Origin of the sequence: Candidatus Pelagibacter sp. HIMB1495, assembly GCF_052047955.1 — a bacterium.
GTDB lineage: Bacteria > Pseudomonadota > Alphaproteobacteria > Pelagibacterales > Pelagibacteraceae > Pelagibacter.
Window position 1 is genome coordinate 1,302,494 of record NZ_JBNAIQ010000001.1, and the last position, 15,563, is coordinate 1,318,056.

The 15,563-nt window shown below is 31.3% G+C and carries 14 protein-coding genes; 6 read left to right on the forward strand and 8 right to left on the reverse strand.

Going from position 1 to position 15,563, the window contains the following annotated elements; genetic code table 11:
- Positions 1-17: 17 nt before the first annotated feature.
- Positions 18-746 carry a putative zinc-binding metallopeptidase gene (locus ACTTAW_RS07030; RefSeq protein WP_440651723.1) on the forward strand — a complete coding sequence of 243 codons (729 nt, stop codon included), beginning with the start codon at positions 18-20 and terminating at the stop codon, positions 744-746.
- Positions 743-1,393: a peptidylprolyl isomerase gene (locus ACTTAW_RS07035; protein WP_440618137.1), complete on the forward strand. Its 651-nt coding sequence runs from the start codon at positions 743-745 to the stop codon at positions 1,391-1,393. The genes ACTTAW_RS07030 and ACTTAW_RS07035 overlap by 4 nt, the downstream gene beginning before the upstream one ends.
- On the opposite strand, the gene ACTTAW_RS07040 is transcribed toward ACTTAW_RS07035, so the two are convergent.
- On the reverse strand, positions 1,386-3,608 hold the full coding sequence (locus ACTTAW_RS07040) for a 3-hydroxyacyl-CoA dehydrogenase NAD-binding domain-containing protein (RefSeq protein WP_440651725.1): 2,223 nt from the start codon (positions 3,606-3,608) through the stop codon (positions 1,386-1,388). The two genes, ACTTAW_RS07035 and ACTTAW_RS07040, sit on opposite strands and share 8 nt — an antisense overlap.
- A 105-nt stretch (positions 3,609-3,713) precedes the next feature.
- On the opposite strand from ACTTAW_RS07040, the gene ACTTAW_RS07045 reads away from it, so the two are divergent.
- Entirely contained in the window at positions 3,714-4,841 is a 1,128-nt protein-coding gene (locus ACTTAW_RS07045) for a thiolase family protein (protein ID WP_440651727.1), read from the forward strand.
- A gap of 2 nt (positions 4,842-4,843) precedes the next feature.
- Here ACTTAW_RS07045 and ACTTAW_RS07050 read toward each other — a convergent pair whose 3' ends face one another.
- The 6 genes from ACTTAW_RS07050 to ACTTAW_RS07075 form a co-directional block, all read right to left on the reverse strand.
- Entirely contained in the window at positions 4,844-5,698 is an 855-nt protein-coding gene (locus ACTTAW_RS07050; RefSeq protein ID WP_440614070.1) for an ABC transporter permease, read from the reverse strand.
- Between the two features lie 2 nt (positions 5,699-5,700).
- Complete coding sequence (locus ACTTAW_RS07055; protein WP_440651729.1) at positions 5,701-6,963, reverse strand: ABC transporter permease; 1,263 nt, start codon at positions 6,961-6,963, stop codon at positions 5,701-5,703.
- A 69-nt stretch (positions 6,964-7,032) separates the two neighbouring features.
- Positions 7,033-8,154, reverse strand: coding sequence for an extracellular solute-binding protein (locus ACTTAW_RS07060; protein ID WP_440651731.1), 1,122 nt, complete (start codon positions 8,152-8,154; stop codon positions 7,033-7,035).
- A gap of 116 nt (positions 8,155-8,270) precedes the next feature.
- Complete coding sequence (locus ACTTAW_RS07065) at positions 8,271-9,356, reverse strand: ABC transporter ATP-binding protein (protein ID WP_440651733.1); 1,086 nt, start codon at positions 9,354-9,356, stop codon at positions 8,271-8,273.
- A gap of 45 nt (positions 9,357-9,401) precedes the next feature.
- Positions 9,402-10,571, reverse strand: coding sequence for a M24 family metallopeptidase (locus ACTTAW_RS07070; RefSeq protein WP_440633646.1), 1,170 nt, complete (start codon positions 10,569-10,571; stop codon positions 9,402-9,404).
- A complete protein-coding gene (locus ACTTAW_RS07075; RefSeq protein ID WP_440651735.1) occupies positions 10,571-11,317 on the reverse strand; it encodes a maleate cis-trans isomerase family protein in 747 nt (248 codons plus the stop codon). Before ACTTAW_RS07075 ends, ACTTAW_RS07070 begins: the two co-directional genes overlap by 1 nt.
- Positions 11,318-11,376: 59 nt before the next feature.
- Between ACTTAW_RS07075 and ACTTAW_RS07080 the strand changes: the two genes are divergently transcribed.
- Genes ACTTAW_RS07080 through ACTTAW_RS07090 form a run of 3 tightly spaced genes read left to right on the forward strand, consistent with a single transcriptional unit; the run spans position 11,377 to position 14,639 of the window.
- The gene (locus ACTTAW_RS07080; protein ID WP_440651737.1) at positions 11,377-12,246 is read left to right on the forward strand and encodes a DMT family transporter; all 870 of its coding nucleotides are present in this window, start codon (positions 11,377-11,379) and stop codon (positions 12,244-12,246) included.
- The gene (locus tag ACTTAW_RS07085; protein WP_440651739.1) at positions 12,246-13,187 is read left to right on the forward strand and encodes an NAD(P)-dependent oxidoreductase; all 942 of its coding nucleotides are present in this window, start codon (positions 12,246-12,248) and stop codon (positions 13,185-13,187) included. Before ACTTAW_RS07080 ends, ACTTAW_RS07085 begins: the two co-directional genes overlap by 1 nt.
- 21 nt (positions 13,188-13,208) lie before the next feature.
- On the forward strand, positions 13,209-14,639 hold the full coding sequence (locus ACTTAW_RS07090; RefSeq protein WP_440651740.1) for an aldehyde dehydrogenase family protein: 1,431 nt from the start codon (positions 13,209-13,211) through the stop codon (positions 14,637-14,639).
- Positions 14,640-14,642: 3 nt separating this feature from the next.
- Here ACTTAW_RS07090 and ACTTAW_RS07095 read toward each other — a convergent pair whose 3' ends face one another.
- Positions 14,643-15,563, reverse strand: a complete 921-nt coding sequence (locus ACTTAW_RS07095; protein ID WP_440651742.1) for a glycerophosphodiester phosphodiesterase family protein — start codon at positions 15,561-15,563, stop codon at positions 14,643-14,645.

Below are 15,563 nucleotides of genomic sequence, written 5' to 3' on the forward strand. Positions count from 1 at the left end.
TCGTCTATAATAAATTAATGAAAATTATTATTTTATTCATCTTAATATTTCAGTTTTCACAGGTAAATGCTGATGAAATATACAATCTAATCAAAATTCCGAACTTACAAATCTATAAACTAAAAAATGAGAACAATATCCGTTATTTAAATGCAAAAGGAGATTTTAAAATAGGAGCAGATGACAACATTGCTTGCAATAAGACAAATCAAGAAAATCTTAATACAAAATTTCCAATCATTGAAAGAAATATTAAAAGATATAATTCTAAATTTCTTAAAAAAATAGATTTAAAATATGTTGTATTTTGTGAAGGTTTATTTATTTCGAACATCAATACTGGTGGAATACCAGATAACAAAAATAGAACTTTAATATTAGATATAAACTTTAACGAAAAATACTTTGAAAGAATGATTCATCATGAAATTTTTCACATGATTCAAAATAGTTATGAGAATGATTTTAATGATAAAAAATTTTCTTTATTTAATAATTCTGATTTTAAATACGCTGAATGCTCCACTTGCTCAGATAGATTAAATTTAGATTTATATAAAAATACCAATGGTTTTTTAACAGAATATTCCAAATCAATTCCATCAGAAGATATGGCTGAAATCTTTTCTTTTTTAATGGTTAATAAAAATTTGATTGAAGAGAAAATAAAAAACGACCCTATATTAAATAATAAGGTAAATTTTATTAAATTAAATATATCTAAAATAGATGCAAATATTTTATGATTAAAACAATTAAGGCATCAAAATCAGAAAAAATTTTATTTATTTTTTTAATAGTCTTAGCCGTTTCTGCTTTTTCATCTTTTTTTTTATTAAAAAATAAATGTCTATTTATAGACAACAATGATTTAAAAAAATTAAACTTTAAGAACCCAAATAATATCGCTGTAATGAATTTAGAATGTGGAAACGTTATTATTGAGTTATATCCTGACATTTCTCCAAAAGCTGTCGAAAGATTTAAAACGCTAATTGAAAAAAAAATGTATGATGGTTCGGCATTCTATAAAGTTGTTGAAAATACTTTAGTTCAAGCTGGTGATATTGAATTTGGGAATATTAAATATTTAGATTACTCAAAAATTGGAAGTGGAAAATCAGGATTGGGATTATTGAAATCAGAACTTAGTGACGATTTTGAATTTACTGAAGGTAGTGTTGGATTTGCAAGATCAACAGAATTTGACTCTGAAGATAGTGAATTTTTTATTACCTTGAAAGATATCCCAATTTATCAAGGAGAATACACTCCACTTGGAAAAGTAAAGTTTGGTCTAGATATTCTTAAGAAAATTAAAACAGGTAATAAAGCAATTTATGTACTTAGACCTGATTATATAAACACTTTTAGAATGTTAGAGACTAATTAACTAAAGGTTTTCCGGTTGAAAGAGTATGTTTAATTCTATCTTGGGTTTGATTGGTTTCTATCAATCTCATAAAAGAATCTAACTCTAACTTATAAAGATCATCTTCTGATAAAGTTTTATCTAAATTTGTATCACCACCACTTAAAACATTTGCAAGTTCAGTTCCAACATGCATTCCATGATCTAATATTATTTTATCATTATATAATTTCTCTAAAACTTTAATCATCTTTTCTTTCAAAGGTTTTCCAGATAAATTAAATTTACACTCTTCTGGAGGAACAAAATCGTTATTTTGATGAATAAGTTTTCTCGCCTCTTCAAAAAGACTATTTCTATTCATGATTTTTTTATCCTCAGGTTTTAAGTATTTTAAAGGCTCAGCTTCTACAGGAGAAGTTGCAGTTTTTGCGTATCCAATAATATCAAATACTTTTAAAGGAGCATAATCAGGATCAGATTTTGCTTCTTCCGTTTGTGACCACCTCCATAGCATTTCTTTACATCCGCCTCCAGCTGGCACTAATCCAACAATTGTCTCTACAAGACCAACCACAATGTTTGTGTGTGATGCAACAAAGTTACTTTGAACCAAAACTTCAAAACCACCACCTAAAGTAAGACCAGAAGGTGCAGACACTACCGGGTACTTAGAATATTTTAAAATTTTGCAAGTATCTTGGAAGTATTTAATAAATTTTTCTATAGATTTGAAATCATTCTTATCTGCAAAATTCATCGTGTAACTCAAATTCACACCTGCAGAAAATTGCATGCTTTCATTCATAACAATAAGTGGTTTGTCAGTTGCATTTTTTAATGCATCCATTGAATCATAATCTAGTGCACAAGCTTTTGTAGTAAACTCGACAATATTAAAATCTTTAAAACGATGAATTTCAGCAGAATTATTTTTATCTACTTTTATTGCTGTTGGTCTAATTTTTCCTAGTGTTTCAATATCAGTATATAATTGTCTTTCTCCATAAAAGTTTTCATCTTTTGACTTAGATAAGTTTTCTAAAAATTTATTATTTTCAAAATTATCTATCCTTGAAAAAAAGTTTTCTACTCCAATTGATTTTAACATTTCAAAAGGACCCATTGCCCAATTGAAACCAAGTCTCATTGCTTCATCTATATCGTTGAATTTGTCTGTAATTCCTGGAACTAGAGAAGATGCGTATTTAATTATTTTAGAAATTACTTCCCAAGCATATTCTCCATATTTATCTTTTCGATTAATTAAATTATTAATATCTACAGTCTCAACTCCTAAATCTATTTTTTTTGAGGTTAGATATTCACCTGTTTCTAAATTGATAGCTTCTAATACTTTTTGGTTTCCACTTTTATTCATTCTGTAAAAACCACCTTTTCCTTTACGTCCAGTATAACCAGTATCAATCAATTTTTTTACTAACGGAATTTCTTTTGCAACAATTTGAAATTCATCATTTTCAGAAAGCTCCTTAATAAAGCTTTTTAAAACATCAGCCATCAAATCAATTCCAATCAAGTCATATAAGCCAAAAACTCCTGTTTTAGGTATACCCATTGGTCTTCCAAAAACTGCATCAGCTTCTTCAATTGATAATTTCATTCTAAATGCTTCTGTCATTGCTACCTGCATTGCATAAACACCTATTCTATTTCCTAAGAAACCAGGTGTATCATTACAAACGATCGCACCTTTACCTAATTCAATTTCACAAAATTTTTTAAGAGAATTGATTTTATTCAAATCATTATTTTCATTTTTTACAATTTCTAATAATCCCATGTATCTAACTGGATTAAAGAAGTGAGTTATGCAAAAATCCTTTTTTTCTTCTTCAGTTAATTTTTCTGACAAAACTTTAATTGGGATAGATGATGTGTTTGATGAAACAATTGCCCCCTGTTTTCTGTTCTTAAATATTTTTTCATAAATATTGTGCTTTATATCAATTCTTTCAACAACAGCCTCAACAACCCAATCAGCTTCTTTTACTACATCGAAATTGTCATTAATATTTCCAACTTTAATATTTTCAATTTTGGTTTTATCTAAAAGTAATGGAGGTCTTGATTTGTGAATTCTGTCTCTAGCTTTTTCAGATATTTCTGTCGTTAAATCTAAAAGAGTTACAGGTACATTTGCGTTACACAGGTGCGCTGCAATTCCACTACCCATCGTACCAGATCCAATAACAACTACTTTTTTAATATCCATAATAAATAAACTTCTATTGAATTAATCAAAAACTTGAAATAAGACAAATTTCCTGATTAATTAAATGGGTAAGCTATATAAATTAACACAATATTAAAGAGAAAAATGTATAATTCAGTAATAGCTGGTTACTCCAGATCACCTTTTGCAATGGCAAATAAAGGAAAATTAATAGATGTAAAACCAGTTAATCTGCTAGCTGAAGTAATAAAAAATCTTGTTTCACAATCAAAAATTAACCCAAAAGAAATTGATGATGTTGTTATTGGTTGCGCTTTTCAGGTTGGTGAACAATGTTTTAATATTGGAAGATTGGTAACTTTTTTATCAGATCTAGATATGAGAGTTCCTGGTATGTCTGTAGACAGATGGTGTGGATCTTCAATGGAGGCAATTCATATAGCAGCAGGAAAAATAGCAATGGGATCAGGTAAGATATTTATTTGTGGAGGTGTTGAAAGCATGACTAGAGTTAGAACTGGCTTTGATCCTTTACCCTACCCTTATTCTGATGAAGAAAAACAAAATCCACATTTATATTTATCCATGGGAATTACTGCTGAGAATGTTGCTAAAAAATATGATATTTCAAGAACAGAACAACAAGAGTTCTCTTTAGAAAGTCATAGAAAAGCAAATGAAGCTCAACAAAAAGATAAATTCAAAAGTGAAATTACTAAGATAGGTGATTGTGAAACAGACGAAAATATTAGACCCAATAGTACAATGGAAAAACTAGATAGTTTAAAGTTAGTATTTGATCAAAATGGAACGGTAACAGCTGCAACTTCATCTCCTCTAACTGATGGAGCTGCTGCAACACTGATATGTGAAGAAAATTTTGCTAAAGATAATGATTTAGAAATTCTTGGTAGAATAAAATCCACTGCTGTTGAAGGATGTGATCCAAACTATATGGGCTTAGGACCAATTTCAGCAACTAAAAAAGCTTTGGATAGAGCTAAAATTTCAATAAAAGACATTGATATTGTGGAGTTAAATGAAGCTTTCGCATCTCAATCACTAGCTTGTATCAAAGATTTAGAAATAGATATTAATAAAGTAAATTTAGATGGGGGTGCAATTGCTTTAGGACATCCTTTGGGAGCAACAGGTGCAAGGATAACAGGAAAAGCTGCGCAACTTTTAAAAAGAGAAAATAAAAAATACGCTCTTGCTACTCAATGTATTGGTTTAGGAATGGGAATTGCAACAATAATTGAAGCAATTTAATTTTATCTATTAATTCCTCTTAATCTTTCAGATCTTCTTCTTAATAATTCTGCACTAATTAAAATTAAAGTTGAAAGAATAATTAAACATGTAGCAACAGCTAAAATTGTTGGACTAAGCTGTTCTCTCAAACCAGTCCACATCTGCACTGGAATTGTAGTATTTTCTAAACCAGCAAGAAATAAAACAACAACTACCTCGTCAAATGAAGTCACAAATGCAAATAGACCTCCTGAAATTACACCTGGTAATATTAAAGGAAGAGTAATTTTCATAAAAGTGTTTACAGGGTTACTACCTAAACTAGCAGCAGCTCTTGTTACACTATGATCAAATCCTGATAATGTTGCAGTTACTGTGATTACAACAAATGGAGTTCCTAGTATTATATGCGCAAACACTATTCCTGTATGCGTTGCTGCTAAGCCAACTTTTGCCATGAAAAAGAATATTGCAACACCTGATATAATTAACGGAACAATCATTGGTGAAATTAAAGTAGCCATTATAATTCCCTTATAAGGCATATGCCTACTGCTTAAACCTAGTGCAGCCAATGTCCCAAGTATTATCGATCCTATTGTTGCAAATATTGCAATTATAAAACTATTTTTTGCAGCTAGTCCCCATGGGTTTTTGGTTCCATATACCATATCTTTATACCATCTTAAAGAAAAGGCATCAGGATCAAGATTTTTCATTCCCTCAGAAAAAACTAAAAATTCTTCAGCATTAAATGATAATGGAAATATTACGAATAAAGGCGCAACTAAAAAGAAAAATACAAATGCACAAATAGCTAAATAAACATAATGCCAAATTCTATAACGCGTTTCTGTATAACTTGGTAATGCCATGTTTATCCTAATTTAATATTATCAACTCCAACTAATTTGTTATAAATCCAATACACAACTAAAACTCCAGTTAACAACATCAATCCCATTGCAGATGCAAAGCTCCAGTCCAAAGTTGTTTTCATATGGTATGCAATCTGGTTACTTATCAAAGTTCCAGAGGCACCTCCTACCAATGCTGGAGTAATGTAATATCCTATTGCCAATATAAATACCAACAAACATCCCGCTCCTATGCCTGGAATAGTTAATGGGAAATATACTTTCCAAAATGCAACAAAAGGTGTTCCACCTAAAGATTTTCCAGCTCTCATTAAACTAGGAGAGATTGTTTTCATGACGCTGTAAAGTGGAAGAACCATAAAAGGTAACAATATCTGTGTCATCGCCACATAGGTACCAACTTTATTATACATCATTTCAGGCCTGTTATCGTCTGCAACTAATCCTATCATGACAAAGAAATCGTTAACGACTCCTTGTTGCTGTAGTAAAATCATCCAACTTGCAGTTCTGACTAATAATGAAGTCCAGAATGGGAGAAGAACACAAATCATTAATAGATTTGAGTACTTCATTGGTAATGTGGCTAATAAATGAGCAATAGGATAGCCCATTGCAAAGCAAAATAGAGTTACGAAAAAAGCAATTTCAAGCGTTCTTAGCCACAAAATTCTATGAATTCGTCTATCTTCATCTACTTGAGCGATGCTTCCATCAGCAGCATAATACATATCCATACCTTTTAGATATTTAGCTAATGTATATGGTGGCGCTGTTCTTTTTATAGCTTGCCAGTACTCGACTTTTCCCCAATTTTTATGAACCTTCATCATCTGTTCTTTGAAACTAGCGTTTTCATCTATCTTTTTTCTTTTAATATTTCTAAACAATCTTTTGGTTGTTGAATTAAAACCATTTTTTTCTTTATTTAATCTTTGACCAAGTTTTCCATGTTCTTGTTTTTCAACAAGGGCTTTGTAGTCATAATAAAAAGCAGAAAAAACTTCTTCAGGAGGTAGTTCTTGTCCATCCCAATTTTCCATTTCCTTAAATGTTTTAGGAAGCATGTTGGTTATCATCTTGTCATCAATACTTCTCGTAAACATTTCTCCAATTGGAAATATATAAGTGATGACTAAAAATAATAATAAAGGAGCAACTAGAAGGAAGGCTTTAATCTTATTCTTCCGTTCAGCTTTCTTCAAACTGACTTCTAATGGTATTCCGTCAGTTGTTAAAATTTGTTTTGTTTCAGAGCTCATAAAAAAATAGGGCGGTTAATTAATAACCGCCCTAAATATATTATATAAATTCAGTGATTAAAACTGAAATTATAGGCCTGCTTTGAAAGCTTCCCACTTCTCACCAATCTCTGTTCCATAGTCAGCCCAGAAGAATGGGTCTACTAAGAAATAGTTTTTAGTGTTAGCAGGAGCAGTTGGCATTTGAGGCATCATTTCTGTTTTGCCATCTTTGTACCATGGCTCACCAGCAGTGATTACATCAAGAGAAGATTTTCTCCATGGAGCGTATGCAATGTACTTCGCGCTACCAGCTAACATCTCAGTGTTAGTCATCATAGCTAAAGCTTTTTTAGCATTCGCTTCATCTGGACCACCCTTAACTAAAGCAAAGTATTCGTAGTCAAGACCTTGACCATCCCATACTTGTTTAATTGGAGCACCTTCACCAACTTCAGCATTGAAGAATCTTCCGTTCCAACCAGTTGCCATAACAACTTCACCAGCAACTAATAATTCAGGTGGTTGAGCACCTGCAGACCAGAATACACATCCACCATTTGGATCTGTACATAATTCTCTAATTTTGTTTAATGCTCTGTCGATTCCACCGTCTTCTAAAAGTTTTCTGTAAACTCTAGTTCCGCCGTCACCTAACTTCACACCATCCGCAGCTAAAGCAATTTCTAAATTAGTTAAAGCACTAGTGTAGATTGCTCTTTTGCCTGGGAATTTTTTAGTGTTAAAGAAGTCCTTAATTTTTGTAGGAGCTTTTGAACCACTAAATTTTCTTGTGTCATAAGCATAGTTCCAAGAATATAAGATGTTTCCTACAGCACATTCACTAGGCATTTCTGTGAAGAAATCTTCACTTGCAGGAGTTCCATCTGGTGCAGCTGGGAAGTCTTTGTCAAAATCAAATTTAACAAATAAACCTTCATCACATCCGTTAATTGTATCGAATGCAAATAAGTCGATGATATCCCAAGTAATAGCACCCGCTTCTTTTTGTGCTTTAATTTCTGATAAACCACCAGAGTAATCAACCCAGTTGATTTCTACTCCAAGTGCCTTAGCAGTCGGATCACCATACCCTAACTTTTGAGATTCTGTATAAGCTCCACCCCAAGATGCAACAGTAACTGCAAATGCTGATGAAGTTATTGAAAGAGCAAAAGAAAGAGCAAGTAACAATTTACTTAATTTTTTCATTATTCCTCCGTTTAAACGTTAATATAAATTAATTTATATAATGAAAGTACACCAAAATGAGCAAGTGAAGTCAACAGCTCATTTTATCTAATATTATTTTGAATTTTTAATAGAAACTATTTAGGATCTAAAGCTCTAGCATCAACACTGTTCCAACCAATATTAATATCCTCTTTTACTTTTAGCTCAAGATTTGAGGTACTGTTTGGTACTTTTAAAATAAATTCAGAACTACCAAGTAAGTCCAGTCTTACTCTTGTGTGGTCACCATGGTAAATTACTTCTTCTATTTTACCGGTAAACATATTGTCCATTTTGTTTGTTGGATTTATTAAAGCTCTTTCTGGTCTTAAAGATACTGTAGTTTTTTCACCTTTTGATTTTACAGAAATAGGATTAGCTAATATTTCTGCATTACCTAATTTTACCTTACATGTATCCTTATCAATATCAGATACTTCGCCATTAAAAGTATTATTTTCACCTATAAACTCAGCAACGAAAGAGTTTACTGGTTTCTCATATAGTTCTGCTGGATCAGATAACTGTTGAACTTTTCCGTCGTTAAATACAGCTATTCTGTTTGACATAGTAAGAGCTTCACTTTGATCATGAGTAACGTAAACAACAGTAACACCAATACTTTCGTGGATATGTTTAATTTCATACTGCATACTCTCTCTTAAATTTTTATCTAAAGCACCAAGTGGCTCATCCATTAAAACAACAGCTGGATCAAACACAAGTGCTCGTGCAACAGCAACCCTTTGTTGTTGTCCTCCAGAAAGTTGTGCTGGCATTCTAGACTCAAATCCATTTAAAGAAACCATCGACAAAGCTTTATCTACTTTTTTATCAATTTCATCTTTTTCAACTTTTCTTACTCTTAAAGGAAACGCTAAATTTTCATAAACTGTCATGTGTGGAAATAGTGCATAATTTTGGAACACCATTCCAATTCCTCTTTTGTGAGGTGGAATGTTTGAAATAATATTTCCGTCTAATAAAATCTCTCCATTAGTTGGAGTTTCAAATCCAGCTAACATCATTAAACAAGTTGTCTTACCTGAACCAGATGGTCCAAGCATCGTTATAAATTCACCTTCAGCAATATCTAATTGAAGATCTTTAACGACGAGTACTTTACCGTCATAACTTTTATCTACTTTATCAAATTTTACGAATTCTGGATTTTTAGACATAAAGTTGATTATTAAACATTTGTGAAAGTAGATTTCAATAGTAAATTAACTCTTGATATGAAGCTCTTTTGGAAAATTACAAAATAACTCTGAACCGTTTTCTGTAACCCTAATAGCTTCTGACGCCTCAACACCCCAGTCACCAAATTGCATCACGGCAATCATATGAAAACAAACATTAGGCTGAAGAACTGTCTTGTCTCCCTTATATATATTAAGAGTATGCTCTCCCCAATCAGGAGGATAACCTATTCCTATTGAATAACCAGTTCTTGATCTTTTTTCGATACCATATTTATCGAGTATTTTCCAAAAAGCTTGAGCAACATCATCTACGGTATTTCCTGCTTTAATTGCGCTAATACCAGAGTTTAAGGCTTCAATAGTTTTATTCATCGTATCAATTTTTAATTGATTGGGTTTTCCAAGTAATACCGTTCTAGCCATTGGCGCATGATATCTTTTATAAACTCCAGAAAGTTCAATAATTGTTGCTTCTCCCTCAACAAATTTATCTTGAGTAGCAGTCAAATGTGAAGCAGAAGTACCTTTTCCTGTTGGAAGAAGAGTTGCGATACTTGAATATTCACCACCAAATTCCTCTGTTCCATAAAAAAGTGCTTTTTGAATTTCACCAACTGCATCACACTGCCTTACACCAGGTTTAATAACTTCCATTGCAGTTTTCATTCCTTGTTCTGAAATTTTTGCTGCAGACTTCATGTAATTTATTTCTGCGTCAGATTTTGTAAATCTTGCCCAATTCACCAATCGATCACTGTCTTTGATTTTGGCATTTGGCAAACCTTGTTTTATTTTTTCATAACAAAAAGCTGTAAAATAGTGAGCATCCATCTCTAAACCTATTGATAGATTATCCCATTTTCTCTCTTTAATTATTTCAACTAATCTATCGTAAGGATGTTTTGGCCAAGTATGGATGTACTCTTCATCATAAACTAAAATATTTTCATCTTTTAAATAAGTTTTTATATAAGCGCCACCTGCATCTTGAGCTCTTACAAAACATAATGGTTCGTCTGCATTTACATGAACGATTGCACATTGAGCATAATAGAATGACCAGGCGTCATAACCAGTTAGATAATATAAATTATTAGTATCATGAGAAATTAAAAGTTCGATGCCTTTTTCTTGCATCATTTTTTGAACTTTTTTTAATCTTTGTTTATATTCTTCTTTAGTAAATGACACTAGTTTGCCTCAAATAGTTTTCCAAATCCCTCAACAGAGTTATTTTTATTTATTTTTACAAGTGTATCCCAAATTAATGCTTGATTGCTAGATAAAACTATTGTGTTTAATTTTTTTTCAAGTTTATCAATAATTGGTAATACAGGTAATGCTGTACACGAAACAAACAAAGCCTCTGCCCCATTTAAATCAATTTTAGATAATACTTCATATAAATAATCTTGATCTACTTTACCAATGTCATAATCAGCCTCGATATCAAAGTAAGAATTAGAAGTAATTTCAAATCCCTCAGTTTTAAAATATTCTAAGACCTCATCATTTAGTTTTTTACTATATGGTGTGAACAAAGAAATTTTTTTTATATTTAATTTTTTTAAAGCTTTAATTGCTGCAGTGCTTGGCGTTGTAACATCAGCCATTGGTTTTGCTGCTTTTACTTTTTGTTCAATAGAATTATATCCAGCTGCAATGGTCCCAGAGGTACAACCATAAACAACACAATCAATATCTTGATCTGGTAAAATATCTTTTGCAACCTCAGTTACTTTATTAGACATTTTAATCAGGTTTTCTCGAGTTAATGGATTGTAACACTCAATACGGTTTACAAAAAAATCAATTTCCCTGTCTTTTATGACATTAATGAAATCTCTCTCAATCATAAAATCACTTGCAAGAGCTATTAAGCCAACTCTTGGATTTGATTTATTAATGTATTTTGGATCTATTTTTGTTGAATTCATATTTTAAAAGATGAATATATCAGAAGTTCTTTAATAATCATTAATATTAAATTAACGACATGAATTTAAAAGATACCTTCATTGCATCGCTGGTTCCGATTTTTTTAGGCTTTGGTTTTGTCATTGCAAAACCAGCATTTGAATCTTTTCCACCAATTTTATTAATGGGTTTAAGATTTATATTTGCAGCATCAATTTTAGTCTGGTGGTTTCCAATACCAAGAGGATATTTATTAAAAATATTCATAGCATCTTTAATAGCTAATACTTTACAGTACAGCATCACTTACTCTGGTTTAGACTTAATTGATGCATCTTCAGCAGTTTTGCTGGTACAAATGGAAGTACCGTTTGGAGTTATTTTTGCTTACTTTATGCTTAAAGAGAAACCAACTGTTAGAGCTTTAATTGGTATTGGTATAGCGTTTATTGGTGTTTACGTTTTAACTGGATCACCAAATTTAGATGGAAAAATTATTGGTATTGGATTGACCATACTAGGCTCTGCTATTTGGGCTCTTGGACAAGTAATTGTGAAACCTTTGAGTAAAGAAATTAATCCTTTAGCATTGGTTGCTTGGATGGCATTATTTTCTGGTCCAATTTTAATTCTATTATCAGCAATCATTGATGGAAATACTATTGAATATTTTGCTAACGCAGAAATTAATCATTGGATAATTGCAATCTACATTGGTTTTATAATGCAGCCTGTAACATATGGTTGTTTTTATTATGTCATAAAAAATAATCCAATTTATAAAGTTCTGCCAATTGTAACTATGGGAATTCCTCCAACAGGATTATTAGCTGCAATTTTTCTTTTAGGAGAAGAACCAACAAAAGAATTGTTCATTGGTGGAGTAATAATAATTATTGGTGTCATATTAATAGTTTTTACAAAAAATAAAAAAGAAGAGGTAAAATAATGAAGATAGGTTTTATTGGTCTAGGAAATGTAGGTGCTAAACTTGCAGGAAGTTTACTGAGAAATGGATTTGACTTAACGGTAAGAGACATAGACCAAAATTTAACAGATAAATTTAAAAATTTAGGTGCAAAAGTTTCAAATTCTGGAAAAGAACTTGCGGAACAAGTTGATCTTGTAATTACTTCTTTGCCATCTCTAAAAGTAAGCGCAGAAGTTATGGAAGCTGAAGATGGAGTACTTCAAGGCCTTTCTGAAAATAAAATCTGGCTTGAAATGAGTACTACTGATGAAGCTGAGGTAAAGAGAATTGGAGAAAAAGTAATTGCAAAAAATGCTATACCTTTAGATGGCCCTGTAAGTGGTGGTTGTCATAGAGCTGCAACAGGAAATATTGCAATTTTTGTAGGTGGTGAGAGAAAAGCATTTGAAAAAATTTTACCTGTCTTAACAGTCATGGGTAGAAAGGTGTTACATACTGGTGAATTAGGTACAGCAAGTACTCTTAAAGTAATTACAAATTATTTAGCTTCAGTACATCTAGTTGCTTTAGGAGAAGCTTGGACAGTTGCAAAAAAATCTAATCTAGATCTTGAAAAAACATTCAAAGGAATTGCTGCATCATCAGGAAATTCATTTGTTCACGAAACAGAAAGTCAGGTAATTTTAAATGGATCTTATAATATAAATTTTACAATGGATTTAGTTTTAAAAGACACAGGCTTATTTGATGATCTAGCGAAAAAGTTAAATTCTCCACTAGAGATATCTCCAAAAATTGTTGAAATATTTAAAGATGGACAAAAAAAATATGGGTCTAGAGCTTGGTCTTCTATGATTGTAAAAAGAATGGAAGATTTAAACAACATAGATTTTAGAGCCAAGGGTTTTCCAGAAGAATTAGTTGATAATGAGCCTGAGGAAAAAGGATATGAAATTTAAATATTATGCTAAAATAAATTCATGCTAGATAAAAGAAAATTTTATATTGATGGTGAATGGGTAGATCCAATTAAGAGGAATGACTTTTATGTTATCAATCCATGTAATGAAGATCCTTGCGCAGTAATTTCTCTAGGATCCACTGAAGATACAAATAGAGCTGTAAAAGCTGCAAAAACAGCATTTGAAACTTGGAAAGAAACCTCAAAAGAGGAACGAATTAAATTATTAGAAAAATTATTAACTATTTACAAAAAAAGATTTAATGAAATGGCAGAAGCTATTTCATTAGAAATGGGTGCTCCAATGGATTGGTCGAATGATGTTCAAACAGCATCAGGAAGAGATCATTTAGAAGATTTTATACTAAGACTTAAAAATTTTAACTTTGAAGAACATTTTGATGAAAAATCAAATAATCATATTTGTTATGAGCCAATTGGAGTTTGTGGATTAATAACTCCTTGGAATTGGCCAATAAATCAAATTGCTCTTAAAGTTGCTCCGGCATTTGCAACTGGTTGCACAATGATTTTAAAACCCTCAGAAATTGCTCCTATATCGGGAATGTTGTTTGCTGAAATGATCCATGAAGCTGGTTTTCCTAAAGGAGTTTTTAATTTAGTAAATGGTGATGGAGCTGGAGTTGGAACAGACATTTCAAGTCATCCAGATATTGATATGGTTTCTTTTACTGGTTCAACAAGAGCTGGTAAATTAATTTCTAAAAATGCTGCTGATACAATTAAAAGAGTTTGTCTTGAACTTGGGGGCAAAGGTGGAAATATTGTTTTTGCTGACAGTTACAAAGATGCAGTGAGAGATGGTATCAGAAATGTAATGAGTAATTCAGGTCAATCTTGTGATGCACCTACAAGAATGTTGGTTGAAAAATCTATTTATGAAAGAGCAGTAAAAGAAGCTGTTGATGAAGCAAACAAAATTAAAGTAGATCAAGCAACTAAAAAAGGAGATCACATTGGCCCTGTAATTTCAAAAGTTCAATACGATAAAATTATAAGTCTTATTGAAAGTGGAATTTCTGAGGGAGCAACATTAGCTGCTGGAGGACCAGAATTGCCAAATGGTTTAAATAAAGGATATTTTATTAAACCAACTATTTTTACAGATGTTACTAATGAGATGAGAATCGCAAAGGAAGAAATTTTTGGGCCTGTTTTATCAATTATTCCGTTTGATACTGAAGATGAAGCAGTGAAAATTGTAAACGATACTTCTTATGGTTTAGGAAATTATCTTCAAACTGATGATAAAGAAAAAGCACATAGAGTTGCAAAAAAATTAAGATCAGGATGTGTTTATATAAACGGTAATGCAGCTGATGTTGGGACTCCTTTTGGTGGTTACAGACAATCTGGAAATGGTAGAGAAGGAGGAGTTTGGGGATTGGAAGAATTTTTAGAAGTAAAAAATGTTACAGGTTGGAAATAAATTTTAGAACCATCGAACTTTATTGTTTTCACATACCCTTTTTAATTTGTTTGGAAAATCAGTTATTATCCCATCAACTCCATACTTGATCATTCTTAACATTTCTCTCTCACTATTTACTGTCCAAACATTTACACCCAGGCCTAAATCATGAGCCATTTCTACGTTCTGTTTAGAAACATCTCTATAAAATGGACACCAAACATGACCAACTTGTTTTTTAACTATTTTAGGTATCTCAAAAACATTAAATTCTTGTTTAGTATTAAGCCAAGGAGAATTTGGAAATACAGTCTTGGGTTTTGTTTTTAAATTAGTATGCAAACTAATATGACCTCTTAAAACATCTGGCATTTGTAGTTTGCATTCCTTTAAAATTCTCCAGTCGAATGAGGATATTAAAATTTTTTCAAAATAATCGTATTTTAACAATGCTTTTTTAATTATACTGATCATATCTTTTGGACTTGGAGTTAAATTTTTCTCTTCAGGTGTTGATTTTATTTCTAAATTTATGAACATATTTTCTTTAGGATATTTTTTTATAAGATCAAATAGCTCATCTAATTTGATGATCCTTTGATTTTTAATTGATTTCTGATCTTTAAATCTTTTTCCATAAGATGTTGTTTTGTCTAATGTACCAATATCGTAGTCTAATAATTCCTGGAAATTTAAATCATATATTTTAATTTTTTTATTTTTAATCCATTCTCCATTTTGATCTTTAGTAAAGTAAGGATTAAGATAAAAATCATGAGCAATTAATGGTATTTTATCTTTCGATATCAGTACATCTGTTTCAAACGCAAAAAAGTTATTATCAAAAATATATTTAAATCCTGATAAGGAATTTTCAGGCATATCACCTCTCGCACCTCTGTGACCATATATTTTTATGTAGTTTGGTTTTGAGAGTATCAA

Excerpts from the sequence above, each read along its gene's own strand:
- ACTTAW_RS07030 (WP_440651723.1), top strand. The coding sequence starts at position 18 with ATGAAAATTATTATTTTATTCATCTTAATATTTCAGTTTTCACAGGTA.
- ACTTAW_RS07035 (WP_440618137.1), top strand. The coding sequence starts at position 743 with ATGATTAAAACAATTAAGGCATCAAAATCAGAAAAAATTTTATTTATT.
- ACTTAW_RS07040 (WP_440651725.1), bottom strand. The coding sequence starts at position 3,608 with ATGGATATTAAAAAAGTAGTTGTTATTGGATCTGGTACGATGGGTAGT.
- ACTTAW_RS07045 (WP_440651727.1), top strand. The coding sequence starts at position 3,714 with ATGTATAATTCAGTAATAGCTGGTTACTCCAGATCACCTTTTGCAATG.
- ACTTAW_RS07050 (WP_440614070.1), bottom strand. The coding sequence starts at position 5,698 with ATGGCATTACCAAGTTATACAGAAACGCGTTATAGAATTTGGCATTAT.
- ACTTAW_RS07055 (WP_440651729.1), bottom strand. The coding sequence starts at position 6,963 with ATGAGCTCTGAAACAAAACAAATTTTAACAACTGACGGAATACCATTA.
- ACTTAW_RS07060 (WP_440651731.1), bottom strand. The coding sequence starts at position 8,154 with ATGAAAAAATTAAGTAAATTGTTACTTGCTCTTTCTTTTGCTCTTTCA.
- ACTTAW_RS07065 (WP_440651733.1), bottom strand. The coding sequence starts at position 9,356 with ATGTCTAAAAATCCAGAATTCGTAAAATTTGATAAAGTAGATAAAAGT.
- ACTTAW_RS07075 (WP_440651735.1), bottom strand. The coding sequence starts at position 11,317 with ATGAATTCAACAAAAATAGATCCAAAATACATTAATAAATCAAATCCA.
- ACTTAW_RS07080 (WP_440651737.1), top strand. The coding sequence starts at position 11,377 with ATGAATTTAAAAGATACCTTCATTGCATCGCTGGTTCCGATTTTTTTA.
- ACTTAW_RS07085 (WP_440651739.1), top strand. The coding sequence starts at position 12,246 with ATGAAGATAGGTTTTATTGGTCTAGGAAATGTAGGTGCTAAACTTGCA.
- ACTTAW_RS07090 (WP_440651740.1), top strand. The coding sequence starts at position 13,209 with ATGCTAGATAAAAGAAAATTTTATATTGATGGTGAATGGGTAGATCCA.